The 25107-nt window shown below is 67.5% G+C and carries 24 protein-coding genes, 1 tRNA gene and 2 pseudogenes; 15 read left to right on the forward strand and 12 right to left on the reverse strand.

Annotated elements, in window-relative coordinates:
* Positions 1-61: 61 nt before the first annotated feature.
* A pseudogene (gene lysA, locus TX88_RS22255) lies at positions 62-1401 on the forward strand (diaminopimelate decarboxylase).
* A 13-nt stretch (positions 1402-1414) separates the two neighbouring features.
* On the opposite strand, the gene TX88_RS22260 reads toward lysA, so the two are convergent.
* From TX88_RS22260 to TX88_RS22270, 3 genes are all read right to left on the reverse strand, one after another.
* Positions 1415-1738 carry an ArsR/SmtB family transcription factor gene (locus TX88_RS22260; protein WP_044520044.1) on the reverse strand — a complete coding sequence of 108 codons (324 nt, stop codon included), beginning with the start codon at positions 1736-1738 and terminating at the stop codon, positions 1415-1417.
* Positions 1731-2180 carry an SRPBCC domain-containing protein gene (locus TX88_RS22265; RefSeq protein ID WP_044520045.1) on the reverse strand — a complete coding sequence of 150 codons (450 nt, stop codon included), beginning with the start codon at positions 2178-2180 and terminating at the stop codon, positions 1731-1733. The genes TX88_RS22260 and TX88_RS22265 overlap by 8 nt, the downstream gene beginning before the upstream one ends.
* Positions 2181-2269: 89 nt before the next feature.
* Positions 2270-2863, reverse strand: coding sequence for a TetR/AcrR family transcriptional regulator (locus TX88_RS22270; RefSeq protein WP_044521714.1), 594 nt, complete (start codon positions 2861-2863; stop codon positions 2270-2272).
* 85 nt (positions 2864-2948) lie between these two features.
* Here TX88_RS22270 and TX88_RS22275 point away from each other — a divergent pair.
* The 8 genes from TX88_RS22275 (at position 2949) to pth (ending at position 9059) form a co-directional block, all read left to right on the forward strand.
* Positions 2949-3020: transfer RNA gene (locus TX88_RS22275), tRNA-Gln, on the forward strand.
* A gap of 84 nt (positions 3021-3104) precedes the next feature.
* The gene (glmU, locus tag TX88_RS22280; protein WP_044520046.1) at positions 3105-4547 is read left to right on the forward strand and encodes a bifunctional UDP-N-acetylglucosamine diphosphorylase/glucosamine-1-phosphate N-acetyltransferase GlmU; all 1443 of its coding nucleotides are present in this window, start codon (positions 3105-3107) and stop codon (positions 4545-4547) included.
* Positions 4548-4742: 195 nt separating this feature from the next.
* Complete coding sequence (locus TX88_RS22285; protein WP_044520047.1) at positions 4743-5723, forward strand: ribose-phosphate diphosphokinase; 981 nt, start codon at positions 4743-4745, stop codon at positions 5721-5723.
* Positions 5724-6062, forward strand: a complete 339-nt coding sequence (gene arsC, locus TX88_RS22290; protein ID WP_044520049.1) for an arsenate reductase (glutaredoxin) — start codon at positions 5724-5726, stop codon at positions 6060-6062.
* Entirely contained in the window at positions 6059-6703 is a 645-nt protein-coding gene (locus TX88_RS22295) for an LpqN/LpqT family lipoprotein (protein WP_044520050.1), read from the forward strand. The genes arsC and TX88_RS22295 overlap by 4 nt, the downstream gene beginning before the upstream one ends.
* A 39-nt stretch (positions 6704-6742) precedes the next feature.
* The gene (locus tag TX88_RS22300) at positions 6743-7615 is read left to right on the forward strand and encodes an oxidoreductase (protein ID WP_044520051.1); all 873 of its coding nucleotides are present in this window, start codon (positions 6743-6745) and stop codon (positions 7613-7615) included.
* A 169-nt stretch (positions 7616-7784) separates the two neighbouring features.
* A complete protein-coding gene (locus TX88_RS22305; protein ID WP_044520052.1) occupies positions 7785-8450 on the forward strand; it encodes a 50S ribosomal protein L25/general stress protein Ctc in 666 nt (221 codons plus the stop codon).
* A 33-nt stretch (positions 8451-8483) separates the two neighbouring features.
* The gene (gene pth, locus TX88_RS22310) at positions 8484-9059 is read left to right on the forward strand and encodes an aminoacyl-tRNA hydrolase (RefSeq protein WP_044520053.1); all 576 of its coding nucleotides are present in this window, start codon (positions 8484-8486) and stop codon (positions 9057-9059) included.
* A 7-nt stretch (positions 9060-9066) separates the two neighbouring features.
* Here pth and TX88_RS22315 read toward each other — a convergent pair whose 3' ends face one another.
* Both TX88_RS22315 and TX88_RS22320 read right to left on the reverse strand, forming a co-directional pair.
* The gene (locus tag TX88_RS22315) at positions 9067-10152 is read right to left on the reverse strand and encodes a metallophosphoesterase family protein (protein ID WP_044520054.1); all 1086 of its coding nucleotides are present in this window, start codon (positions 10150-10152) and stop codon (positions 9067-9069) included.
* A gap of 47 nt (positions 10153-10199) precedes the next feature.
* Positions 10200-11255 carry a 4Fe-4S binding protein gene (locus TX88_RS22320; protein WP_044521715.1) on the reverse strand — a complete coding sequence of 352 codons (1056 nt, stop codon included), beginning with the start codon at positions 11253-11255 and terminating at the stop codon, positions 10200-10202.
* A 108-nt stretch (positions 11256-11363) separates the two neighbouring features.
* Between TX88_RS22320 and TX88_RS22325 the strand changes: the two genes are divergently transcribed.
* Positions 11364-11891: a DUF6611 family protein gene (locus TX88_RS22325; RefSeq protein ID WP_044520055.1), complete on the forward strand. Its 528-nt coding sequence runs from the start codon at positions 11364-11366 to the stop codon at positions 11889-11891.
* Between the two features lie 97 nt (positions 11892-11988).
* Here TX88_RS22325 and TX88_RS22330 read toward each other — a convergent pair whose 3' ends face one another.
* The 4 genes from TX88_RS22330 to TX88_RS22345 form a co-directional block, all read right to left on the reverse strand.
* The gene (locus TX88_RS22330; RefSeq protein ID WP_044521717.1) at positions 11989-12213 is read right to left on the reverse strand and encodes a hypothetical protein; all 225 of its coding nucleotides are present in this window, start codon (positions 12211-12213) and stop codon (positions 11989-11991) included.
* A 41-nt stretch (positions 12214-12254) separates the two neighbouring features.
* Complete coding sequence (locus TX88_RS22335) at positions 12255-12686, reverse strand: DUF4189 domain-containing protein (protein ID WP_044520056.1); 432 nt, start codon at positions 12684-12686, stop codon at positions 12255-12257.
* A gap of 255 nt (positions 12687-12941) precedes the next feature.
* A complete protein-coding gene (locus TX88_RS22340; RefSeq protein WP_044520057.1) occupies positions 12942-14576 on the reverse strand; it encodes a fatty acyl-AMP ligase in 1635 nt (544 codons plus the stop codon).
* 412 nt (positions 14577-14988) lie between these two features.
* A complete protein-coding gene (locus TX88_RS22345) occupies positions 14989-15957 on the reverse strand; it encodes a 4-(cytidine 5'-diphospho)-2-C-methyl-D-erythritol kinase (RefSeq protein WP_209447086.1) in 969 nt (322 codons plus the stop codon).
* A gap of 94 nt (positions 15958-16051) precedes the next feature.
* Here TX88_RS22345 and TX88_RS22350 point away from each other — a divergent pair, with 94 nt between their 5' ends.
* Positions 16052-16879: a serine/threonine-protein kinase gene (locus TX88_RS22350; protein WP_044521718.1), complete on the forward strand. Its 828-nt coding sequence runs from the start codon at positions 16052-16054 to the stop codon at positions 16877-16879.
* Between the two features lie 58 nt (positions 16880-16937).
* Here the strand turns inward: TX88_RS22350 and rsmA are convergent, their stop codons facing one another.
* The 3 genes from rsmA to TX88_RS22365 all read right to left on the reverse strand — a co-directional run bounded on the left by rsmA (position 16938) and on the right by TX88_RS22365 (position 19917).
* On the reverse strand, positions 16938-17843 hold the full coding sequence (gene rsmA / locus TX88_RS22355) for a 16S rRNA (adenine(1518)-N(6)/adenine(1519)-N(6))-dimethyltransferase RsmA (protein WP_044520059.1): 906 nt from the start codon (positions 17841-17843) through the stop codon (positions 16938-16940).
* Positions 17840-18967: a resuscitation-promoting factor gene (locus TX88_RS22360; protein WP_044521719.1), complete on the reverse strand. Its 1128-nt coding sequence runs from the start codon at positions 18965-18967 to the stop codon at positions 17840-17842. The genes rsmA and TX88_RS22360 overlap by 4 nt, the downstream gene beginning before the upstream one ends.
* Positions 18968-19062: 95 nt before the next feature.
* Complete coding sequence (locus tag TX88_RS22365) at positions 19063-19917, reverse strand: TatD family hydrolase (RefSeq protein ID WP_044520060.1); 855 nt, start codon at positions 19915-19917, stop codon at positions 19063-19065.
* A 24-nt stretch (positions 19918-19941) separates the two neighbouring features.
* On the opposite strand from TX88_RS22365, the gene metG reads away from it, so the two are divergent.
* From metG to TX88_RS22385, 4 genes and pseudogenes are all read left to right on the forward strand, one after another.
* Positions 19942-21489 carry a methionine--tRNA ligase gene (gene metG / locus TX88_RS22370; protein WP_044520061.1) on the forward strand — a complete coding sequence of 516 codons (1548 nt, stop codon included), beginning with the start codon at positions 19942-19944 and terminating at the stop codon, positions 21487-21489.
* 1 nt (position 21490) lies between these two features.
* On the forward strand, positions 21491-22840 hold the full coding sequence (gdhA, locus tag TX88_RS22375) for an NADP-specific glutamate dehydrogenase (protein WP_044520062.1): 1350 nt from the start codon (positions 21491-21493) through the stop codon (positions 22838-22840).
* Between the two features lie 94 nt (positions 22841-22934).
* Positions 22935-24122: an NAD(P)/FAD-dependent oxidoreductase gene (locus TX88_RS22380; RefSeq protein WP_044520063.1), complete on the forward strand. Its 1188-nt coding sequence runs from the start codon at positions 22935-22937 to the stop codon at positions 24120-24122.
* Positions 24119-25053: pseudogene (locus TX88_RS22385) on the forward strand (RNA polymerase sigma-70 factor). Before TX88_RS22380 ends, TX88_RS22385 begins: the two are co-directional and overlap by 4 nt.
* Positions 25054-25107: the final 54 nt, after the last annotated feature.

The following is a 25107-nucleotide window of genomic DNA, read 5'->3' on the forward strand; positions in this document are numbered from 1 at the left end:
AGCGCGTCAAGGGATCGTCAAGCCCGATGACGCGGCCCCCGGCAAGGCCGACTGTGGAGTCATGACCTTGCTGGACATCCTGCCTTCACTTCGCGGTGCGACCCGGCCACGCCTCGATCCGAACATCTGGCCGCTGACCACCGGGGTCGACGAGCAGGGCCGCATCACCGTCGGCCGGGTGCCGCTGACCGACATCGCCGACGAATACCGCACCCCGGCCTATGTGCTCGACGAGACCGATTTCCGGACCCGCGCCCGGCGCTACCGGGCTGCCCTCGGCCAGACCGAGGTCGTCTATGCGGGCAAGTCGCTGCTGACCACCGCCGTCGCACGGTGGGCCGCCGAGGAAGGCCTCGGCGTGGACGTGTGCTCGGCGGCCGAACTCGCGACCGCGTTGGCGGGCGGAGTCGACCCGGCGCGCATCGTGATGCACGGCAATGCCAAGACGTGCGACGAACTGCGCGATGCGATCGACGTGGGCGTGGGCCGGATCGTGGTCGACTCGCCGATGGAGATCACCTATCTGGCCGGGCTGGCCCGCCGGCCCCAGGCGGTGCTGATCCGGGTCACGCCCGACATCGACATCCACGGGCACCGCGCGGTCACCACCGGGGTGACGGACCAGAAGTTCGGCTTCGCGCTGGCCGATCGCCGGGCAGCCCGCGCCGCCGCTCGCATCCTGGCCACCCCGAACCTGGATCTGGTTGGCCTGCACTGCCATATCGGCTCACAGATCACCGACCCCGCGCCCTACGGCCAGGCCATCCACCGCTTGATCGGCGCGATGGCCGACATCCGTGCCGAACACGGCCTGGTGCTGACCGAGCTCAACATCGGCGGCGGCCACGGGGTTCCGTACGTCCGCGGCGACGCGGCCCTCGATATCGGCGCACTCGCGACCGTCGTCGACGACGAGCTGACCGCGGCGTGCGCGGCCGAACGGTTCCCCCGGCCACGCCTGGTCGTCGAACCCGGCCGCGCCATCAGCGCACGGGCCGGGGTGACGCTGTACCGGGTGTGCGGGGTGAAGTCCCAGCCCGGCGGGCGCACGTTCGTCGCCGTCGACGGCGGTATGAGCGACAACCCGCGGGTCGCCCTGTACGGAGCGAAATACACCGTGGCCCTGGCCAATCGGCACCCACTGGGGCCGACCATGGTGGCCACGGTGGTGGTCGGCATTGCGAGGCCGGTGACGAGATCGTGCACGATGTCGAGCTGCCCGCCGACATCCACGCCGGTGATCTACTGGCCGTGGCCTGCACCGGGGCCTACCAGCACAGCATGGCCTCGACCTACAACATGGTGGGTCGCCCACCCGTGGTGTCGGTGCGCGACGGCGCTTCGCGGACGTTGGTGCGCCGCGAGACGACCGCGGACCTGCTGTCGCGGGATCTGGGCTGAGGGCCGGCGCCCGTCAGCCCTCCCGCTCGGCGACATCCTTGATCCTGGCCAGCCTGCGGTCCCAACCCGCCGCGATGCTGTCGAGCCGGCGCGCCACCTCGCTGAGCCGAGCCCCCACCGCCTCGTACTTGACCTCACGCCCCACCCGGGTGGCCACCACCAGGCCGACGTCGGTGAGCACCTTCAGATGTTTGGCGATGGCCTGGCGGCTGATCGGGAGTTCGTCGGCCAGCGACGACGCGGAGGCGGGGCTGCGGCCGAGTGCGACCAGAACCTGCCACCGGCTGTCGTCGGCGAGGGCCGCGAAAACCTGCACCGGCGAGGCATTCTCATGCATCGGCGGCGGCCCCCACCAGATATTTCTGGGCGAGGCCGAGCTCGAGCGGCCAGCCGCCGCTGTGATCGTCGAACCGGGAGCGGCGGTTGGCCTCGGGCTCGTCGAGCGAGGCGAACCCGCTCTCGACGACCCGCAGCACCACGCCGGACGGCGCCGGGGTGATCCAGAATTCGACGAGGGTGGATGAGCTGTCGAGATTGTCGGCGTCGATGTGCCACCGGAAGGCCACATAGCGCGGCTCATCGACGGCGACGGTCCGCAGCGCGAACTTCCCGTGCGTGGGATCGGTGACGATGGCGACGTCGCCGTCACGATCGATGCGGTGTTCGGTGATCTGCTCGTCGTTGATGTACCAGCCGGGTTCGCTCACCAGATCCCAGACGCGTTGTGCCGGTGCGTCGATGGTGATCTCGCGCTCGATGCGGTCGAAGTCGGTGGTCATATCGGGTTCCTCTCTTGGCCGGATTGCTGCAACCCAAGGGTTGCACATGAAGTCCCGATGCCGCAACCCTTGGGTTGCAGTTTGTTGACCTACTCCTCGTGCAGGACCGGGTCGGACTCCAGGTGGGTGAGCCCGTTCCACATCAGGTTGACGACGTGGGCCGCCACCACTTCCTTCTTGGGCTCGCGCACGTCGAGCCACCACTGCGCGGTCATCGACACCGACCCGACCAGCGCCTGGGCGTACAGCGGTGCCAGTTCGGGGTCCAGGCCGCGGCGGGAGAAGTCCCCGGCCAGGATCGAGGAGACCTGGTTGACGGCGTCGTTGAGCAGCGTCGAGTAGGTCCCCGAGGTGATCGCGGCCGGTGAGTCGCGGATCAGGATGCGGAAGCCGTCGGTGCGCTCCTCGACGTAGGTCAGCAGGGCCAGCGCGACGCGTTCGACCCGCACCCGGGAGCGGTTGTTGGTCAACGACGAGGTGATCCCGTCCAGCAGGGCCGACATCTCCCGGTCGACGACGACGGCGTACAGGCCTTCTTTGCCGCCGAAATGCTCGTAGACCACGGGTTTCGACACGTTGGCGCGCTGGGCGATCTCCTCGATCGAGGTGCCCTCGTAGCCCCGTTCGGCAAACAGCGACTTGGCGATCTCGATGAGCTGTTGTCGCCGTTCGTTGCCGGTCATCCGGGCCCGGGGGGCCCGCACTTCCTTCTCGGGTGCTGCCACGCATATCAGGCTAGACCGTTCGACTAGAGTCTCTCCCGGACATTCCGTCGTGGTGTAATCGGCAGCACCTCTGATTTTGGTTCAGATAGTTCAGGTTCGAGTCCTGGCGACGGAGCTCAAACTTCCGCGAGCGACCGCAAAATGACACTAAGGACGGCGTGTCGGCGTACAGACCCGGTCGCTCGCCGGAGAGGAGAACATGACCGCACCCATCGAGGCCGCCGTCGTAGTACTGGCAGCAGGTGCCGGGACCCGCATGCGCTCGGACACCCCGAAGGTGCTGCACACCCTGGCGGGCCGCAGCATGCTCAGCCACGCGGTACACACCGTGGCCAACGCGGCAGCCCAACATCTGGTGGTCGTTCTCGGCCACGACCGTGAGCGCATCGCACCCGCGGTCGGCGAGCTGGCAGACAAGCTGGGCCGCGCCATCGACGTCGCCATCCAGGACCAACAGCTGGGCACCGGCCACGCCGTGGCCTGCGGGCTGAGCTCGCTGCCCGATGAATTCGCCGGCACAGTCGTCGTGACCTCGGGTGATGTCCCGCTGCTCGACGCCGAGACCCTGGCCGCCCTGATCGAGACCCACAGCGCCGCGACCGCTGCCGCCACGGTCGTGACCACCACCGTGCCCGACCCCACCGGCTACGGCCGCATCCTGCGCACCCAGGACAACGAGGTCATCGGCATCGTCGAGCAGGCCGACGCGACCGAGTCGCAGCGGGCGATCCGGGAAGTCAACGCCGGGGTGTACGCCTTCGACATCGCCGATCTGCGCTCGGCGCTGAGCCGGTTGAGCTCGAACAACGCGCAGCAGGAGCTGTACCTCACCGACGTCATCGCGATCGTGCGGCAGGACGGCCGGACGGTGCGGGCCATGCACGTCGACGACAGCGCGCTGGTCGCCGGCGTCAACGACCGGGTGCAGCTCTCCGATCTGGGCGCCGAACTCAACCGCCGCATCGTGGCCCGCCATCAGCGGGCCGGTGTCACGATCGTCGACCCGACCACCACCTGGATCGACGTCGACGTCACCATCGGCCGCGACACCGTCGTCCGCCCGGGCACCCAACTGCTCGGCACCACCGAGATCGGCGCCGGCTGCGAGATCGGCCCGGACTCCACGCTGACCGACGTCGAGGTGGGCGACGGCGCCTCGGTGGTGCGCACCCACGCTCAGCTGGCCGTGATCGGGGCCGGCGCCACCGTCGGCCCGTTCACCTACCTGCGGCCGGGCACCATCCTCGGCGCCGACGGCAAGCTCGGCGCATTCGTCGAGACGAAGAACTCCACGATCGGCACGGGCACCAAGGTCCCCCATCTGACCTACGTCGGCGACGCCGACATCGGCGACCACAGCAACATCGGGGCGTCCAGCGTCTTCGTCAACTACGACGGCGAGAACAAGCACCGGACCACCATCGGTTCCCACGTGCGCACCGGCTCCGACACGATGTTCATCGCGCCGGTCAACGTCGGCGACGGGGCCTACACCGGCGCCGGCACCGTGCTGCGCGACGACGTCCCGCCCGGTGCGCTGGCGGTATCGGACAACGCCCAGCGCACCATCGAGGGCTGGGTGGAGCGCAAGCGTCCGGGCTCGGCAGCCGCCGAGGCCGCGCGCAAGGCCCGCGAGGAGTAGGTCAGCCGCCACCGGCCGCGAGCGTGACGCGTGTGCACGAAATCCGTGGCAAACGCGCGCAGGAGCGCCACAGTCGGCGCCGCTGGGCCGGGCAATCCGACGTTTCGTGTTGGCAATCTGGTAACCCGGCTACGAACAACCAGAAACGCTACGTACGATTGCTCCGTATCGATCCCCAACCGCGAAGGCAGCCAAGTGGCCACGGACTGGACCGACAATCGAAAAAACCTGATGCTGTTCTCGGGGCGCGCGCACCCGGAACTGGCGGAACAGGTGGCCAAGGAACTGGGCATCGAGGTGACCGCACAGACCGCCCGGGATTTCGCCAACGGCGAGATCTTCGTCCGGTTCGACGAGTCCGTGCGCGGCTGCGACGCGTTCGTGCTGCAGAGCCATCCCGCGCCGCTGAACCAGTGGCTCATGGAGCAGCTCATCATGATCGATGCGCTCAAGCGCGGTAGCGCCAAGCGGATCACCGCGATCCTGCCGTTCTATCCCTATGCGCGTCAGGACAAGAAGCACCGCGGACGCGAGCCCATCTCGGCCCGCCTGGTCGCGGACCTGTACAAGACCGCGGGCGCCGACCGCATCGTCACGGTCGACCTGCACACCGACCAGATCCAGGGCTTCTTCGACGGCCCGGTGGATCACATGCGCGGCCAGTCGCTGCTGTGCGGCTACATCGCCGACAAGTACGCCGGTGCCGACATGGTCGTCGTCTCCCCCGACTCCGGCCGCGTCCGCGTCGCCGAGAAGTGGGCCGACGCCCTGGGCGGTGTCCCGCTCGCCTTCATCCACAAGACCCGTGACCCGCTGGTCCCCAACCAGGTCAAGGCCAACCGTGTCGTCGGTGACGTCAAGGGCAAGACCTGCATCCTGACCGACGACATGATCGACACCGGCGGCACCATCGCCGGCGCGGTCAAGCTGCTGCGCGAGGACGGCGCCAAGGACGTGGTGATCGCCGCGACGCACGGCGTGCTGTCCGATCCGGCTGCCCAGCGCCTGGCCGAGTGCGGCGCCCGCGAGGTGATCGTCACCAACACGCTGCCGATCACCGAGGACAAGCTGTTCCCGCAGCTGACCGTGCTGTCCATCGCGCCGCTGCTGGCCAGCACCATCCGCGCGGTGTTCGAGAACGGTTCGGTGACCGGACTGTTCGACGGGTCTGCCTAGATGGCCCGCATTTACCACAACCCGAAGTGCTCGACCTCGCGCAAGACCCTGGATCTGTTGCGCGAGAACGGGATCGAACCCGAGGTCGTGCAGTACCTCAAGACGCCGCCGACGCGTGATGAGATCGCCGCGCTGATCAAAGCCTCTGGGATCGACGTGCGTACCGCGGTGCGCAAGCGCGAATCCCTGTACGCCGAGCTGGGTTTGGCCGACGCGTCGGACGAGGAACTGCTCGACGCGATGGCCGCGAACCCCATCCTGATCGAGCGCCCGTTCGTCGTCACCGACAACGGCACCCGGCTGGCCCGGCCGATCGATTCGGTGCGCGAGATTCTGTGAAGCGGTTGCTCGCCACGGCCGGCGCACTGGCGGTCCTGGTCACCGGCTGTGGCGCGGAAACGCCTGACTACAAGTCGATCTGGACGACGAGTTCGACGACACCGGCCGCCCCTGCGGACAACCAGCCGGTACCCCTGTGGCAGTTCCTGGAGGACTCCGGTGTCGTCGGCGAGCCCATCGCACCCGAGAAGATCCCCCACCTGAGCGTCACCATGCCGAACCCGCCCGGATGGCATACCTACAACAATCCGAACCTGGCCCCCGGTACCCGGATGATCGCCAAGGGGAACACCTACCCCACCGCGATGATGCTGGCCTTCACCTTGCACGGCGACTTCGACGTGCCCAAGGCCCTCAAAGACCACGGTTACGCCGATGCCCAGTTGTCGGAGAACTTCAAGCAGCTCAACGCATCCAACGCGGACTGGAAGGGCTTCCCCTCGGCGATGATCGAGGGCAGCTACGACCTCAACGGCAAGCGCATGCAGAGCTACAACCGCGTCATCATCGCCAATGACGGGTTACAGCCCCCGCAGCGGTACCTGATCCAGCTGACCGTGACGACCTACGCCGACGAGGCCGCGGCCCAGGGACCGGACATCGAATCGATCATCGCGGGCTTCAACGTCGCCAAGAAGTGAAGCGCGAAGAAGTACCGGCGCGACCGTAGGGTGGTCAGCATGAGCGAATGGACCAGCGCCGACCTGCCATCGTTTTCCGGCCGCCGGGTGATCGTCACCGGCGCCAACAGCGGGCTGGGGCTCGTCACCGCGCGTGAGCTCGCCCGCGTCGGCGCCAAGGTCACCGTCGCGGTGCGCAACCTGGAGAAGGGCACCGCGGCCGCCGCGACGATGACGGGTGGCATCGTGGAGGTACGCAAGCTCGACCTGCAGAACCTGGCCTCCGTGCACGAGTTCGCCGAAACCGTCGAGAGCGTCGACGTGCTGATCAACAACGCAGGCATCATGGCGGTCCCGCTGAGCCGGACCGCCGACGGCTTCGAGAGCCAGATCGGCACCAACCACCTCGGCCATTTCGCGCTGACCAATCTGCTGCTGCCCAAGATCACCGACCGGGTGGTGACGGTGTCGTCGTTGATGCACTGGATCGGGCAGATCAGCCTGCGGGACCTCAACTGGAAGTCGCGGCCGTACTCGGCGTGGCTGGCCTACGGGCAGTCCAAGCTGGCCAACCTGATGTTCACGTCCGAGTTGCAGCGACGGCTGACGGCGTCAGGCTCGGGGGTGCGCGCCCTGGCCGCCCACCCCGGCTATTCGGCCACCAACCTGCAGGGCCAGACCGGCAACAAGTTCGGCGCCCGCATGATGGCGGCCGCCAACCGGGTTTTCGCCAGCGATCCGTCGTTCGGCGCACGTCAGACGCTGTTCGCGGCGTCCCAGGACGTTCCCGGAGACAGCTTCATCGGGCCCCGGTTCGGCCAGTTCGGCCCCAGCCAGCCGGTCGGGCGCAGCCCGCTGGCCAAGCGGGTGGGCACCCAGAAGGCGCTGTGGGAGCTGTCCGAGCAGCTCACCAAGACCACGTACCCGCTGTAGCCCTCCGGCGCCGATTTTTGGCGGCGGCCCCGTCTTTGCTACCCTGACCTGGCGTCACGGCGAGGGTGGACCTTCTGGACCACCGTTATCGGCGGGAACTTCTTTGAGTGTTGTGACCCTTGCCGTGCTGACGATCTGACCGCAGTACCGCAATTAGAGGAGCAACATCATGGCCAAGGCCGCAGCCAAGAACGTCCCCAACAAGCTCACCGCCACCGTGCGTACCCGCACCGGCAAGGGCGCCTCGCGTCAGGCCCGCCGTGACGGCAATGTGCCCACCGTGCTCTACGGCCACGGCACCGAGCCCCAGCACCTCGAGATCAACGCCCGCGAGTTCTCCGCGGTGCTGCGCCACTCCGGCACCAACGCCGTGCTGACCCTCGACATCGACGGCAAGGAACAGCTGGCCCTGACCAAGGCGCTGGACATCCACCCGATCCGCCGCAACATCCAGCACGCCGACCTGCTCGTCGTGCGTCGTGGCGAGAAGGTCACCGTCGAGGTCACCGTCACCGTCGAGGGTGACGCCGTCCCGGGCGCCCTGGTCACCCAGGACGCCAACCACATCGAGATCGAGGCCGAGGCCCTGTCGATCCCCGAGCACCTGACCGTGTCGATCGACGGCATCGAGGCCGGAACCCAGATCCTGGCCGGCCAGATCGAGCTGCCCGCCGGCGTTTCGCTGGTGTCGGATCCCGAGCTGCTCGTGGTCAACATCGTCGAGGCCCCGAGCGCCGAGGATCTCGAGGCCGAGGGTGCCGGCGAGACCGCTGAGGCCCCGGCCGAGGAGCCGGCTGCCGAAGCCGCCGAAGCCGAAGCCGAAGCCGCCGAGTAGTCACCGAGTCGAGACACGCAGGACATTCCTCGAATGGCCGAGCCGCTGCTGGTGGTGGGCCTGGGAAATCCCGGGCCCGCCTACGCCAAGACCCGGCACAACATCGGGTTCATGGTGGCCGACGTACTGGCCGCCCGCATCGGCTCGGCCTTCAAGGTGCACAAGAAATCCGGCGCCGAGGTGATCACCGGCCGGCTCGCAGGAGCTCCGGTGGTACTGGCCAAGCCTCGGTGCTACATGAACGAGTCCGGCCGTCAGGTCGGGCCGTTGGCCAAGTTCTATTCGGTGCCGCCGGCCCGGATCGTGGTCATCCACGACGAGCTCGACATCGACTTCGGCCGGATCCGGCTCAAGGTCGGTGGCGGCGAGGGCGGCCACAATGGGCTGCGTTCGGTGGCATCAGCATTGGGCAGCAAGGACTTTCAGCGGGTCCGCATTGGAGTGGGCCGTCCGCCGGGCCGTAAGGATCCGGCGGCGTTCGTGCTGGAGGCCTTCACGGCCGCCGAACGCGCCGAGGTGCCGACCATCTGCGAGCAGGCCGCCGACGCCACCGAGCTGTTGATCGCCCAGGGCCTGGAGCCGGCCCAGAACACCGTGCACGCCTGGTGATTCCGCGTCACCAGCGGAACGGCCGATCCAGGGTGAGCGTGCGCTCCGCCGGGGCGTACCAGCCCTGCAGCGCATGCTGGTCGGTGTGCAGATAGCACTGCACCCGCACCTCCTGGCTGCCGGGGCGAAATGTGAGCAGCCGGCTGATCGGCAGGGTCGTGATCGGCATGTGGTGGCGGCTCAACGACGCCACATTCATGAAATAGGTTCCACCCCAAGCCTGTTCGATATGTGTCTTGCCGCCGTGGGCATCGTCGGGATTGGTGTGGGTGTGACCGGCCAACCACAGCGCGACCGCACCCGGGTGTTCGGTGAGGTACCGCTCGAAGGCCCCGGAGTCAGGCTTGCCGCCGACCCAGTACAGGTACGACGCGCCCTGCGGCGTCCCCTCCGGGAACGGGCGATGGTAGTGCTCGTAGAGTTCTCCGTCCGCGCCGCGGCGCACCCCCTCCCACTCCCCTGATGCCACCGTCGTGTCCTTGAGCACGTAGTGGTGCACGGTGATGATGATCGAATCACGGTTCTGTTCAACCATGTTCGCCCACCACTCGAACGTCTCGGCGGAGACCACCCCACCGGGGTTACCGCCGAGCGTGCCCCGTCCGACGGTCTGCGACGGCTCGTTGCGGTCGCTGAGCATCAGGAAGAGCAGGTTGCCCACACGGAATGAGTAGTGTTCCCAGGTCCCACTGACCTGGTAGCGACGGGCAGCGGCGTCGACACCGGAATGAGCGGCGTGCACGCCCAGCGGATCGATCCACTTCTGCCACCACCACGCGTCTGGTTCGGAAAGGCCGCTGCGGTCGTGGTTTCCGCACACCGAGTACACGTCCTCGCGCCGATGCTTGCGCAGCGCCGAGAGCTGCCTGCGGACCTCCAACCCCTCGGCATCGTCGGGCAGGCTGTGATGGGCACCGGACATGTCACCGACGTCGACGGCGATGTCCCAGTCGAACGACGGACCACCTTGCGCTCCACCGAATTCCGACTGCCGGATGGCCTCGGCGAGGCTCTCCCGGCCGAACTGGTTGTCGGTCCCGACGTGGGCATCACCAAATGCCCACAGCCGAAAGTCACCTTGCTGTGTCGCCATCGTCGCGCCACGTTAGCCGTCGAGGGATGACCGGTCGGGCGTTGCGCTCACGGTGATTCCAACGGCCGGTCAGAGACCCGGATTCCGCTGTCCACCACCTTGACGGTCTTGTGCGGATACCGCTTCTCGGCGTGCGCCTTGGCCGCCGAGTTCGGCAGCACGTACAGCGTTTCCCGCTTTTCCTGCAGCGGTTTGAGCACCCGGTCCATGAACTCCTTGCGGTCGTCGAGGTAGGGCTCGATCACGTCCTCGCCCGCCGGGCACACCGCCAGGCAGTACGCCGCCTTGTAGTTGGCCTTGAACGACAGGCTCTGCCACATCGACGCATTCTCGGAATCACTGACCCGGGACCGGAAGTCGGCGGCATCGCTGCTGTCGGCGACGGTTTGCACCCAGTCGGTGAATCCGCCCATGAACTCGCGGTAGTTGTGCACCGAGCAAGCGACGAAGTCGAACTCACCGTCCTTGCCGATGGCCCCGACCGGGCAGGCCGCCACGCACAGTTTGCATTCCAGACACGGCGAATAGTCCAGCGGCACGCCGTAACTGCTGATCGGTGCGCCGACCAGGATGGTGGCCAGCAGGATGAAGTTGCCGAATCTGGGGTGGATCACGTTGCGGTGGATTCCCATCACCCCCAGCCCCGAGGCCACTGCGACCGGCTTGTGCGCCACCACCCAGATCCGCCCGGGGTACCTGTCCATCTCCATCGGGAAGGTCGCCGACGGGTTCACCGCACGATGGCCGGCATCCTCCAGGGCCCGGGTGATCCGGTGGGCCGCCTCGTTGATGACCTCGCCGCTGCGGTGAAACTCCTGGTTGGCCACGCTGCGGGTGGACGAGCGGACGTTGTCGCGGTTCATCTTCACGACCAGGGATATGTAGCTGCGGACCCCGGGGAGTGCGGCCTCGACGTGTTCGCGCTCAGAGGCCAGGGCGGGGTCGTCCGCACTGGCGAAGGCCACGTCGTCGACCCCGGCGTCCAGGCACAAGGCCCACAGCCAGTCGGCGTCGATCACGTCCGGAACCGCCGTGTCCGCACGGGCACGCACCGCGCGGACTGTCGGGTGGTCGGCCAGGCGGGGCGGGAGTTTCTGCGTCATCATGCTGAGTATAGTTATCTATACTCAGCCCGCAAGGATCCTTCCCGTCGGCGTAAAGAAACCGTTCGGGCCGGATGCAGGCGCGTTCGCAGCGGGTACACCCGATATATGGACGGCATCCGGCTAGTGCGCCCCTTGCTCGACGGTTCCCGGGCGTGGGGTTGCGTGCAGGTCAGGCCCGGCCGTTTCGGCATCACCTACTACCGGCTGGTGGTGTACCCGCCCGGCATCGGTACCGCCGAGCGCCGCCTCGTGCGAGTGGCCCGGGGTTGGCCGCTGTGGGGAATGTTCGTGTGGCTGCTGTGCCAGCTGTGGCTGGGTGGGCAGATGTCGCCCTGGCCGGCGTTCGGCGTGTCCACCGCGGTGTTCCTCGCCACCGGAGCCGTCGCGCTCGGGCTGTCCGGCAGTACATACCACCGCGTGCGGACACTGAGTGCGGCGACGATGGCCGGTTGCGACGATCCGGGATCGGCAGCCGCCCGCGAGCGCCTGGTCGTGCTGGCCGCGGAGCTGCTACACGCCGACGAGTGCCGCGATCGCGGGGACATCACCGCCGTCGACCACGAGCTAATCTGGTGGCGGGTCTACGACCGGATGCATGCCGACAAGCCCGCAAATACCCAGCACAGCAGCTGATCTCGGGCATGCACGACAGCGCCGTAACAACCACGAGCGGGCGCGTCACGGAAGGACGCGCCCGCTCGCGGGTGCTTGGTACCGACTCGGCCAGTGGCTAGCGGCGAGCCCCGGGCATGCCCAGCCACGGGAACACCGGCTGATTGGCCGGCGGCGCCGTCGTTCCCGGCCTGGCCTTGATCGAGGTGCTGCCGTTGGTCGTGCAGATCGTCTTGGTGGCCGTGTCCTGGCAGGTCGGTCGGGCACTCGCAACCGGAGCCGAAACGACCGATACGGCAGCCAAACTCGCCATCAAGAATGCCAACTTGCCGCGACCAGTCATCTTGTCCTTCCCTTTCCGGGCTACGACCGTCCGCCCGCTCATCACGGGCACGCCGATACGACGACGGGGGAATCCGCATCGAGCGGGGTGTTGTTCGCCGCCGCCCGGTTGAATGCGTCCTGACGGGCGGCCTCGACCGTCGCCCCGGCTCCGCCGGCCACCGCGTGGTTACTGGGGCTCGCGACGGACACGATGCAGAGGTTGTCGTTGGTCACCTCGTCAACGGTGCACTCCACACCCCCCGCGTTCTGGCAGGCCGCGACCACCGCCGCGGAGGCCTCTTCGCTCGTATCACCGGTAGCGGTGAAACCCGCTATGGTGTCGATGAATTCGCCGGTACCGACAGCAGCAAAAATGTCTTCGGGGTCCTCGACATAACCACCGGGTCCGCCCGCCCATGCGGTGCCCGCGGTAATCCCGGCAGCAATAACGCCCGCGCCCAGGATCGCCGAAACCCATCGGGATTTGACCATTCCGGTCCTCTCTTCAAAGTGGTTTCAGCGTCAGACTACGCAAACAATGCATGAACGATGAGCAAATTGACTGTGCTGTCGTTGCATTCATCGCCGATTCAGGCCGAGCGCAAACCAATTTGATGAAAAGCCCGCCACAATCTGGCGTCTCGTGATAGCGCACGGCCGAAGGCCCCCGCTCGCGCGCAAAAGTGTTACCCGCGAGCGGCGTGCCGCGCTGCAGGCGCGCACGCTCGCGGTGCAAAAGGCTGAAAGCTAGGTGACCAAGGAGACCGAGTTGGCGCGACGCAGCTTGCCCGACGGGGTCTTCGGGATACTGCCGGGCCCGAGCACCACGACGTTGCGCGGACGCATGTCGACCTCGGAGACCACCTCGTGGGCCACCTGGTGCTCGATGCGACGCACCTCGGCCGGATCCTGCCAGGCGTTGGACTCCACGGCGACGGCGAAGGTCTCACGCGAGTGCCCGGCATCCAGCCGCACCGCGACGGCGCAGCCCGGGCGGACACCCTCGACGCGGCCGGCGGCACGCTCGATGTCGGTCGGGTAGATGTTGCGCCCGGCCATGATGATCACGTCCTTGACGCGACCACACACGATGACGTTGCCCTCTTCGGTGATGTACCCGAGGTCGCCGGTGTCGTACCAGCCGTGCTCATCCTGGGCCGGCAAGAAGCCGCCCATGGTGATGTAGCCGGGGGTCAGCGACTCGCCGCGCAGCTCGATGACGCCGACACCGCGGGCGGGCATCACGTCGCCGTGCTCGTCGACGACGCGGGCCTCGAGGTCCTTCAGCAGCGGGCCGAGTGAGGCCAGCCGGCGGGTGTTGCCCTTGGTGGCGGGCACGGCGCGGCGCAGCGCGGCCAGCAGGTCGGCGTCGACCTCGTCGACCACCAGGCCGGCGTTGCACGGGGAGAACGACACGGCCAGGCAGGTCTCGGCCATGCCGTAGGCCGGCAGGATCGCCGAGGAGGGCAGGCCGAACGGCTTGCCCGCATCGAGCAGGTCCTCGACGTCGGCCGGCTCCACCGGCTCGGCACCCGAGAGCGCGAACCGCAGGGTGGACAAGTCGTACTCGCCCGGCTTGGCCTGACGGCGCAACCGCTTGGCGAACAACGCGTAGGCGAAGTTCGGCGCCGCGGTCATGGTGCCCTTGTACTTGGTGATGAGCTTCGCCCACAGCAGCGTGTCGCGCAGGAAGTCCATCGGCGTGACCTTGACGAGCTCGGCGCCGAAGTACATCGGGATGGTCAGGAAGCCGACCATGCCCATGTCATGGAAGCAGGGCAGCCAGCTCACCATGACGTCCTTGTCGACGTCGTACTCCGCGCCGATGAACATCGCCTCGGCATTGGAGTGGATGTTGCGGTGCGTGATCTGGACGGCCTTGGGCGAACCGGTCGAGCCGGACGTCAGCTGCATCAGCGCCAGATCGTCCTCGCCGGTCTCCACCGGGTCGATCGGGTCGGCGGCCAGCAGGTCGGCGATCTTGACGACCTTGATGCCCTTTTCCTCGAGCACCGGGATGGCCACCAGGAACGGCTCGGAGACGATGACGGCGTCGGCCTCGATCATGCCGATCACGTTCATGGTGTCCTCGGCCCACACCGCCAGGTCGGTACGCGGGGTCGGCTGGTGCAGCATGGTCAGGCTCGCGCCACGCATCCACACGCCCTGCGCGGTCGGCGCGATCTCGACGGGGAAGCCGGCGAGCACGCCGACGGCGTCGCCGTGACCGATACCCGCGGCGGCCAGGCCGCCTGCGATCCGCCGGGCCCGCTCGTGAACCTCACCCCAGGTGTGGCGAACCGGCTCATGCGGCTCACCAGTGACCATTCCGCGCTTGCTCTCACGAGCGTTGCGGAACATCTTCTCGGTGAATCTGCTCACGACGACCTCCTTGGCTTCCGCGGCTCCGACACCAGCGACAGTGCGCCAGGTGCAGTTGCCCGGTTATCCATGCTCCGCCCGCTGCACACCGCTTTTGGGTAGGCGCGCGCACACGATTGGGGAGCAGTTATGTCTCGAAAAGGTGATGCCCCAGTACCGGGTATACAGCTCCGCGACCGCCCACCGTGACGGGCGGCGGGCGCACAAGTCGCATCCGATGCAAGATCGCTAGCATTCACCGTCGCTCATCTTAAGAGACCCTTAAGTAACTGGCCAAACCCTCGCGTTAATTGAGGTCTGTGTCACAGTCTCAGCAGGTTTAGCGGCGAGGGCTACGCCGTTTTCCACCCAGGGGTTGTTCCTGCACGGAGTCCGCAGCCCTGACGTCGAAAACAGCGAACGACCACAGTGCTCAGGCCGAGGTCGACGGCTCCGGGACGACCCGGGCACCGCTCACGGGCCCGCTGGCCACCCGCACCGTCCGGCACACACCCGCACCGGCCAGTTCCGCGCCGACGTCCACCGCAGAGGTCGACGACGGGCACAGGAACGCGCACGTCGGACCCGACCCGGACACGATGCCGGCCAGCGCACCCGCCTCCACCCCGGCACGCAGCGTCCGGCGCAGGTCGGGGTACAGGCTCAGCGCCGCCGGCTGCAGATCATTGCCCAGCAGTGCGGCGAGTTCGGCCGGATCACCGGACGCCAGCGCGGCCAGCACGGGCTCGGGCTCCTCGGCCCGCGGCGGGCCTCCTGTCGAGGTGTCCGCACGCAGCCGGTCCAGTTCGCCGAACACCTTCGGGGTGGACAGGCCCTTGTGCGCAAACGCCAGCACCCAGTGGAAGGTACTGCGGGCCAGCACCGTGGCCAGCTCCTCACCGCGGCCGGTGCCCAGCGCCGTGCCGCCGTGCAGCGCGAACGGGACGTCACTGCCCAGCTGGGCGGCCAGGGCATGCAGATCGCGCCTGGGCACCCCGAGCTCCCACAGCGTGTTCATCGCCACCAGCACCGCGGCCGCGTCGGCACTGCCCCCGGCCATGCCGCCTGCCACCGGGATCGACTTGTCGATGCTGATCGACACGTCCGGCGACCGGCCCACGTGCTCGGCCAGCAGCTCGGCGGCGCGCCAGGCCAGGTTGCGCTCGTCGGTGGGCACCGACTCCACGCCCTCCCCCTCGACCGTCAGCGACAACATGTCGGCGTTGCGCACCGTCACCTCGTCCAGGAGCGACACGGCGTGGAACACCGTGGTGAGGTCGTGGTAACCGTCGTCGCGCTCATCGCCCACGGCCAGGTACAGATTCACCTTGCCGGGGACGCGCACGGTGACAGAACCGGTGGGGACCCACTCGGACGCGGTACTGCCGTCGGATGCTGACACGGCCACGACACTATCGCCGCTCACCCGTGGTTGTCGGTGAACTTAAGCTGAGACGGTGCCCTCAGCCGAGGTGATCGTCGCGGGATACACCGCGATGAAAGTCGTGGGGAGCGGCGGCTCCGCCGTCGTATACCTGGCCCGCGATCCCGACGGGGCCACCGTCGCGCTCAAGGTGCTCGATGAACAGCACCGCCAACCCGCCCACCTGGCCAGGCTGCAACGCGAATTCGACTTCGCCCGTCAGCTCGCCCACCCGAACATCGTCACGGTGTACGCGGCAGGCCCGGGCTGGCTGGCGATGGAGTTCCTCGACGGCGGAACGGTGAACACCCTGCCCGGTATCCCGGAGCGGCTCACCGCGTTGACCCAGATCGCGGGGGCGCTCGATCTGGCCCACCGTCGCGGAATCGTGCACTGCGACGTCAAACCCGCCAATATCCTTGTCGATCAGCCGTTTTCGAGAGCAGTGCTGATCGACTTCGGCGTCGCGCACTCCATGGCCGAGGATGTCGCGGCCCGGCTGGCGCACGATCGTTCCGGGCGGATGAGCCTCGACCCGGCGCGGCGCATCACCCGTCAGGCACGCCAGCCGCACCCGAACATCCAAGCCTCACTGCCGTATTCGGCACCCGAACTGCTCGTCGGGAGAACACCGTCGGCGGCCACGGATCAGTACGCACTGGCGTGCACAACAGTTGAGCTGCTGACCGGGTCGCCACCGTTTACCGCGGAGACCGCGATAGCTCTGATCGATCATCAGCTGTACAGCCGGCCGCCACGAATCTCGCAGCGGTGCAGCTGGATTCCACACGCGGTGGACTCGATCATCGCCAAGGCGATGGCGAAGGAACCCGACCGGCGCCACGACTCGTGTTCGGAGTTCGTCGGCTTGATCACCGGCGCGATCGGGTCCCCGATGTGAAGAAGATCGCGAGATTCTCATGGAATCTCGCGATCTACTTCACTGTGAGAACAGGCACCTAGACCTGTTGCGCCGCCTTGATCTCCGCCGCGGCCTCGCCCTCGGCTTCCTTGGCCCGCTGCAGCAGCCGGACGAAGTCCGCGATGCCGAGCGTCTCGCCACGGCGCGACGGGTCGATGCTGGCCGCCAGCAGCCGCTCGGCCGACTCGTTGCCCGAACCCGCCCAGTCGGCGAACGCGTTGCGGGAGGTCTTGCGCCGCTGCGCGAATCCGATGTCGATGAGCTTGAACACCTCATCGCGGAACGCGGCGTCCGTCGGCCACGGCGATGTCTCGTACCGGTCGATGCGGACCAGTCCGGAGTACACCCGCGGAATCGGCCAGAACACCGTCGGCGACACCATCCCGTGCCTGCGCACGTTTCCGTAGAAACGCACCTTGGCACTGGGGACGCCGTAGTCCTTGCCACCGGGTTCAGCCGCCAGCCGCTCGGCCACCTCGGCCTGCACCATGACCATCACCGTCCGGATCGACGGGAACTCGGCCAACAGGTGCAGCAGCGCAGGCACCGCCACGTTGTACGGCAGATTCGCCACCAGCGCGGTCGGCTGCTCGGTCAGGTCAGACGGCATCAGCGTCAGGATGTCCTGGTTGATGACAGTGAGCCGGTTGATCTCGCTGTGGGAGTGATCGGCGATGGTGGCCGGCAATTGCTTGGCCAGCACCGGGTCGATCTCCACTGCGGTCACCCTGGCGCCACGGTCCAACAAGGGCAGGGTCAGCGACCCCAGACCCGGTCCGACCTCCAGCACATGGTCGCTCCGGTGAATCCCGGAAGCCGACACAATGCGCCGAACGGTGTTGGCATCGTGAACGAAGTTCTGGCCAAAGGCCTTGCGTGGCCGAAAGTCGATTTCTTTCGCCAAGCGTCGTATCTCGGTCCGCCCGAGTAGTCGAATAGTCAGCGCGCCCCAATCCTCCCACTACACACTGGCCAAGCGCCCCATCCCTGCCGGGCCTGCGTCACCGTAGCAATCGCAATCTGCTCTTCTCTAGTCGCCAGATCGGCCCTCGGAGCATACCGCAGACCACCCTGTCGCTCCCAGGTGTTTTGATCAAATTGAACGCCGCCATAGAACCCGTTACCAGTGTTAATGGCCCAGTTACCTCCCGCTTCGCACTGCGAAAGCGCGTCCCAGGCAGAGCCGTTGGTAACCGGCGGAACTTCGGTGCCCGGCTTTGCTCCGACCCGCAGCACACCGTCGCGCGCCGGGTCGATCACGACATTGGCTACTGGCAATCTGCCGGTCTCCACACCGTTCACCTTGGCCACCGCATAGGTCACGTCCTGGGTGCCCGGGGCGCCGGGGTCCTCGACGATCTGGCGGCTCATGTTGAGCTCGGCGTCTTCGATGCGCTTGTTGCCCGGCGTCAGCGGCATCCGTTCGGTGACCTTCTCGATGCGCATGCGGGTCACCTGAACCTGCATACCCTCGGTGACCGGGGCCGATGCCGCCGGAACCACGGTGTCGTTCTGCTCCAGCGGAGCCCCTGCGGCGGCGAGCAGGCCGGCCACGTTCGGGGCGGCCAGGTGGACCGTCTGCACGGCGCCACCGTCGTCGATCCGGACCGTCTTGGCGCTCACCACGGGCAGTGCCATGCCGCCCAGCGGCACCCTGCTGCCTCGGGACGCCGCGGCCGGCGCCTTGTCGGTCATCTTCAGCTGCGCCAGCGCCTCATCCACGGTCGAGGCAGTGGTCCACACCTGCTTGCTGTCATTACCGTCCAACGACAATTGCAGCGGCCGACTGCGGCGCAGCACGATGGTGTCCGCCTGGTGCACGGACTCGTCCGCAGCGGGGTAGAGATCGTCGCGGTCGCCGACCGCGAATCCGTTCTCCTCGACCACATCGATCACCCGGGACTTCATCGTCGTCACGGTCATCGGTGCGCCGTCGACGCTCAGCGTCACGGTCTTGTGCGATCCGACGGCGTAGCCCCCGGCGGCGGTCAATGTGACCAGCAGGGCTCCCACCACGCCTCGCAGCAGCGGTGATCGGGATTCATGAATTTTGTTGAGCGCGTCCACGGTTCTCGGTTTCTCCCCGGTTCGGACGGCATGCATCACCGCCGGCGGTTGAGCTTTGATCACAAGACGGTAACGAATCGGGTCACACCCGGCAACTAGGCCCGGCCGCTCCCGTTAAGTCCGTACACCCGCGCCGCAGTGGCTGCGGTCTCGGACGCGACCTCCAGGGCGGGCCGCTCCAGCAACTCTGCGAGTGCCCGCACAGTGTATGGCAGGCAGTACGGCTCGTTCGGTGCCCCGCGGAACGGGTGCGGGGTCAGAAACGGCGCATCGGTCTCGACCAGCAGCTGGCCGGGCGGGATCAGCCGGGCAGCTTCGCGCAGCTCGGAGGCATTTTTGAAGCTGACCGTGCCCGAAAGGCTCAGCACCCAGCCGGCCTCGACACAGGTGTGGGCCATCTCCGGTCCCGAGGAAAAACAGTGGAAGATCACTGTCTCGGGTGCCCCTTCGGCGCGCAGCACGTCGAGCACCTCGGCATCGGCGTCGCGGTTGTGGATCATCAGCGGCTTACCGGTGCGCTTGGCCAGGTCGATGTGCCAGGCGAAGCCCTCGCGCTGCTCGGCCGGCGTCGCGCAGCCGTCCAACTTGCCCGGCCAGTACAGGTCCAACCCCGTCTCCCCGACCGCCACCACACGCGGATGGGCGGCCAGCCGCTCCAGCTCCGCCTTGGCCGCGTCGTCGAGCGCATTGGCCCGGGTGGGGTGCAACGCCACCGCCCCGAACACCCGCTCGTCGGCCTCGACGGCCGTGGTCACCCAGCGCGCCGAGTCCAGATCGTCGGCGATGGTGACCGCCTGGCCCACCCCGACGGCGGCCGCACGATCCATGATCGCGCGGACGTCCTCAGCGGTCTGCGCACCGCAGGCGTCGAGATGGGTGTGTGCATCGACCAGCGGAGCCAACGGCTCGGGGGCTGGCGGCTTCTCCCTGGCTGAGCGTTTCGAACCCACCGCAACACCATAAGGTGGGACCAAATGAGTGAGCCTTTCTACATAACTACGGCCATCGCCTATCCAAACGGTGCGCCGCACATCGGGCACGCCTACGAGTACATCGCCACCGATGCGATCGCCCGGTTCAAGCGACTCGACGGCTTCGACGTGCGCTACCTGACCGGTACCGACGTCCACGGCCAGAAGATGGCCGAGACGGCCGCGGCCGAGGGCATCTCGGCGGCCGAGCTCGCCAACCGCAACTCCGATGTGTTCCAGCGGCTGCAGGAGAAGCTCAACATCTCCTTCGACCGGTTCATCCGCACCTCCGACGCCGATCACTACGAGGCGTCCAAGGAGATCTGGCGCCGGATGAACGAGGCCGGGGACATCTACCTGGGCGCCTACTCCGGCTGGTACTCGGTGCGCGACGAGCGCTTCTTCGCCGAGGACGAGACCACCGAAGGGCCCGACGGCACCCGCACCGCGATCGAGACGGGCACGCCGGTCACCTGGACCGAGGAACAGACCTACTTCTTCCGCTTGTCGGACTACGCCGAGCGGCTGCTGGCCCATTACCAGGCCCACCCCGAATTCATCGGGCCCGATGTGCGCCGCAACGAGATCGTCAGCTTCGTCTCCGGCGGCCTGAGGGATCTGTCGATCTCGCGGACCACGTTCGACTGGGGCGTGCCGGTCCCCGGCCACCCCGACCACGTGATGTACGTGTGGGTGGACGCGCTGACCAACTACCTGACCGGGGTGGGCTTTCCGGACGAGGCATCGCAGACCTTTCAGAAGTACTGGCCGGCAAACCTGCACATGATCGGCAAGGACATCATCCGGTTCCACACCGTGTACTGGCCGGCGTTCCTGATGTCAGCCGGGATCGCGCTGCCCGAAAGGGTTTTCGCGCACGGCTTCATCAACGTCAAGGGCGAGAAGATGAGCAAGTCGGTCGGCAACGTCGTCGACCCGATCGCGCTCGTCGACACCTTCGGGCTCGATCAGGTGCGCTTCTTCTTCCTGCGCGAGGTGTCCTTCGGCCAGGACGGAAGCTACAGCGAGGAAGCCATCATCGGCCGGATCAACGCCGACCTGGCCAATGAGCTGGGCAACCTGGCGCAGCGCTCGCTGTCGATGGTGGCCAAGAACCTCGACGGCGTGGTGCCCGACCCGGGCACGTTCACCGACGACGACACGGCGCTGCTCAGCGCGGCCGACGCGCTGCTGGAGCAGGTGCGCGTGCACTACGACGTGCCGGCGATGCACCTTGCGCTGGAAGCGATCTGGTCGGTGCTGGGCGCGGCGAACCGCTATTTCTCGGCGCAGGAACCGTGGGTACTGCGCAAGTCCGAGGATGCGGCCGACCAGCAGCGGTTCGGTACGGTGCTCTACACGACGCTCGAAGTGGTGCGCATCGCCACGCTGCTCACCCAGCCTGTGATGCCGGACTCGACGGCCAAGCTGCTCGACCTGCTGGGTCAGCCGTCCGACGCACGCGACTTCGACTCGATCGGTACCCGGATCAAGTCCGGTACCGAATTGCCCGCTCCGACAGGGGTTTTCCCCCGCTACCAGATGGACTGACATGGCTGTGCTACATGAGAAACTGCAGGCGATCTACGAGGAAGTAGGACAGCGCAACGCCGGCGAGCAGGAGTTCCATCAAGCCGTCTACGAGGTGCTGACCAGCCTCGGGCCGGTGGTGGCCAAGCACCCCGAATACGCGGACGGCGCGATCATCCGGCGGCTGTGCGAGCCCGAGCGCCAGATCATCTTCCGGGTGCCCTGGCAGGACGATGCCGGCGCCTCACAGATCAACCGCGGCTTCCGCGTCGAGTTCAACTCGGCGCTGGGACCGTTCAAGGGCGGCCTGCGTTTTCACCCGTCGGTCTACCTCGGCATCGTGAAGTTCCTGGGCTTCGAGCAGATCTTCAAGAACTCGCTGACCGGTCTGCCGATCGGCGGCGGCAAGGGCGGCTCGGACTTCGATCCCAAGGGCCGCTCCGATGCCGAGATCATGCGGTTCTGCCAGTCCTTCATGACCGAGCTCTACCGCCACATCGGCGAGTACACCGATGTCCCGGCCGGCGACATCGGTGTCGGGATGCGTGAAATCGGTTACCTGTTCGGCCAGTACAAGCGGATCACCAACCGCTACGAATCCGGTGTGCTCACCGGTAAGGGGCTTACCTGGGGCGGATCGCAGGTCCGCACCGAGGCCACCGGATACGGCACCGTCTTCTTCGTCGACGAGATCCTCCGTTCCACCGGGCAGTCCTTCGAAGGCAAGCAGGTCGTGGTGTCCGGCTCGGGCAACGTGGCGATCTACGCGATCGAGAAGGTGCACGCGCTGGGCGGGACCGTCGTGGCCTGCTCGGACTCAAGCGGCTACGTGCGTGACGAGAAGGGCATCGACCTCGACCTGCTCAAGGAGGTCAAGGAACTACGCCGGGGCCGCATCGAGGACTACGCCGAGGCCCGTGGCGGCGCGGCCGAGGTCGTGACCGGCCGCAGTGTCTGGGAGGTGCCGTGCGACATCGCGCTGCCCTGCGCCACCCAGAACGAGGTCTCCGGCGCCGACGCGACCATGCTGATCAAGTCCGGCTGCCAGATCGTGGCCGAGGGCGCCAACATGCCGTGCACCCCCGAGGCGGTGAAGTTCTTCGAGGAGGCCGGGGTGAGGTTCGCCCCGGGCAAGGCCGCCAACGCGGGCGGCGTGGCCACCAGCGCGCTGGAGATGCAGCAGAACGCCTCGCGGGATTCGTGGAATTTCGACGACACCGAGGCGCGGCTGGCCGAGATCATGCGGCGCATCCACGACCGGTGCCTGGCCACTGCCGACGAGTACGGCCAGCCGGGCAACTACGTGGCGGGCGCCAACATCGCGGGTTTCATCCGGGTGGCCGACGCGATGCTCGCGCTGGGGCTGGTCTAGCTTCTCCGGTGATGTGAGTCACATAGCGCCCCCGGCTGTCACAAACTCGGGTTGCGCGGTGTCTTGAGGGCATAAGCCTTTGAGAGGAGACACCATGAGCGCGACGCAGGACACCCGAGTGATCGTGATCGGCGGAGGTTACGCCGGGGTGCTGGCGGCCAACCGGCTGCAGGGCACACCGGGAGTGGCTGTCACGCTGGTCAATCCGCGGCCCGAGTTCGTCGAGCGGATCCGGCTGCACCAGTTGGTCGCCGGCAACCACGGCGCTACCGCGGCCTACGACACGCTGTTGGGCAGTGGGGTCCGGCTGCTGGTCGACGGCGCCGAGCACATCGATGCCGACATCCGGCAGGTGCAGCTGACGTCCGGCGAGGTGCTCGACTATGACTATCTGGTCTACGCCGTCGGCAGTACCGGCGGAGTGCCCGCCTCGGTGCCCGGTGCCGCGGAATTCGCCTATCCGCTTTCGGAATTGGAACAGGCCCAGCGACTGCGCGCCCGGCTGCAGGACGTGCCGATGTCGGCCCCGGTGGTCGTGGTCGGCGGCGGACTGACCGGCATCGAGGCAGCCAGCGAGTTCGCCGAGGCAGGCCGCAACGTCACGCTCGTCACCGACGTGGTCGGCGCCTCGGTGGGCAAAGGCGCCCGTCGCTCGATCGTCAAGGCCCTGACCAAGCTCGGCGTCTCGATCATCGACGGACCCGAGGTGCTGGTGACCGGGGTCGAACCCGACGCCATCACCCTGGCCGACGGCAACCGGCTGCCCAGCGCGGTGACGGTGTGGACCACCGGGTTCGGGGTCCCCGGGCTGGCTGCGGCCAGCGGGCTGCGCACCGACGTGCTGGGCCGGTTGCTCACCGACGAAACCCTGACCAGCGTCGATGACCCTCACATCGTCGCCGCCGGCGATGCGGCCTCACCGTCGGGGGTTCCGCTGCGGATGAGCTGCCAGTCTGCGGGCCCGTTGGGGGTGCAGGCCGCCAACACCGTGCTGGCCCGCATCGCGGGCGCCGAGCCCGAGGTGATCAACCAGGCCTTCGCCGGGCAGTGCGTGAGCGTCGGCCGGAGCCACGGCACAGTGCAGCTCTGCCACTCCGACGACAGCCCGCGCCGCGTCTTCATCGGCGGTCGGACCGGCGCCTTCTTCAAGGAGCAGGTCTGCCGGGCGACCCTGACGTTCCTGCGCAAGGAGGGCGTCAAGCCGGGCTCGTACTTCTGGTTCAAGGGTGACAACCGGGCACGCCAACTGGCCGAGGCACAGCAGGGGACACTGGTCCGATGAACCCGTCTGGCGCAGGTAACTCGACCTCGAACTCGAACGAGCACGCCGAACGGTTCACGCTGCTGCGGCCGTTGTTGTTCACCATCGCGTACGAGATCCTCGGGACGGCAACGGAATCCGATGACGTGCTGCAGGAGAGTTACCTGCGCTGGGCCGAGGTCGATCTGGAGACGGTGCGCGACACCAAGGCGTTCCTGGCCCAGCTTGTCACCCGGCAGGCGCTCAACGCCCTGCGGGCCCAGTCGCGGCGCCGTGAGGAATACGTGGGTCCGTGGCTGCCCGAACCGCTGCTGTTGACGGCCGGGGTCACCGGTGACGCATCAGCGGATGTGGTTCTGGCCGAATCCGTTTCGATGGCCATGCTGGTTGTGCTCGAAACATTGACACCCGATGAGCGCGCGGTGTTCGTGCTCCGCGAGGTGTTCGGTTTCAGCCACGACGAGATCGCGGTGGCCATCGACAAATCCACGAGCGCGGTGCGCCAGATGGCGCATCGGGCGCGCGAGCATGTGCAGTCCCGGCGCAAGCGGTTCGAGCCCGTCGACCTCGACGAGTCCAACCGGGTCACCGAGGAGTTCCTGACCGCGGCGGCGACCGGCGACATGGACGGGCTGCTGGCCCTGCTGGCGCCCGATGCGGTGTACACCGCCGACAGCGGCGGCAAGGCGAGCGCGGCCCGGCGGCCCGTCGTGGGCGCACAGAAGGTCGCGGCGATGCTGGTCGGCCTGTTCCGTGCGGGCGAGCGGGTCCCGGGGCTCGCGTTCGAGCGCATCACCTGCAACGGCGAGCCCGCTGTGATGATCCGCAGCGATGCCGGGATGGAAGGGTCTTCACCATCGAGGTCATCGACGGCAAGATCACCCACTTCTACGCGATGCGCAATCCGGACAAGCTGACGGGCATGGACAGCCCGCGGGTGATCAGCCGCTGAGGTTCTGCCACGCTGGTGGCATGCGGATCGAGCGGCTCGGCGCCCTGGGCGATG

This window comes from Mycolicibacterium septicum DSM 44393, assembly GCF_000455325.1.
Lineage (GTDB): Bacteria > Actinomycetota > Actinomycetes > Mycobacteriales > Mycobacteriaceae > Mycobacterium > Mycobacterium septicum.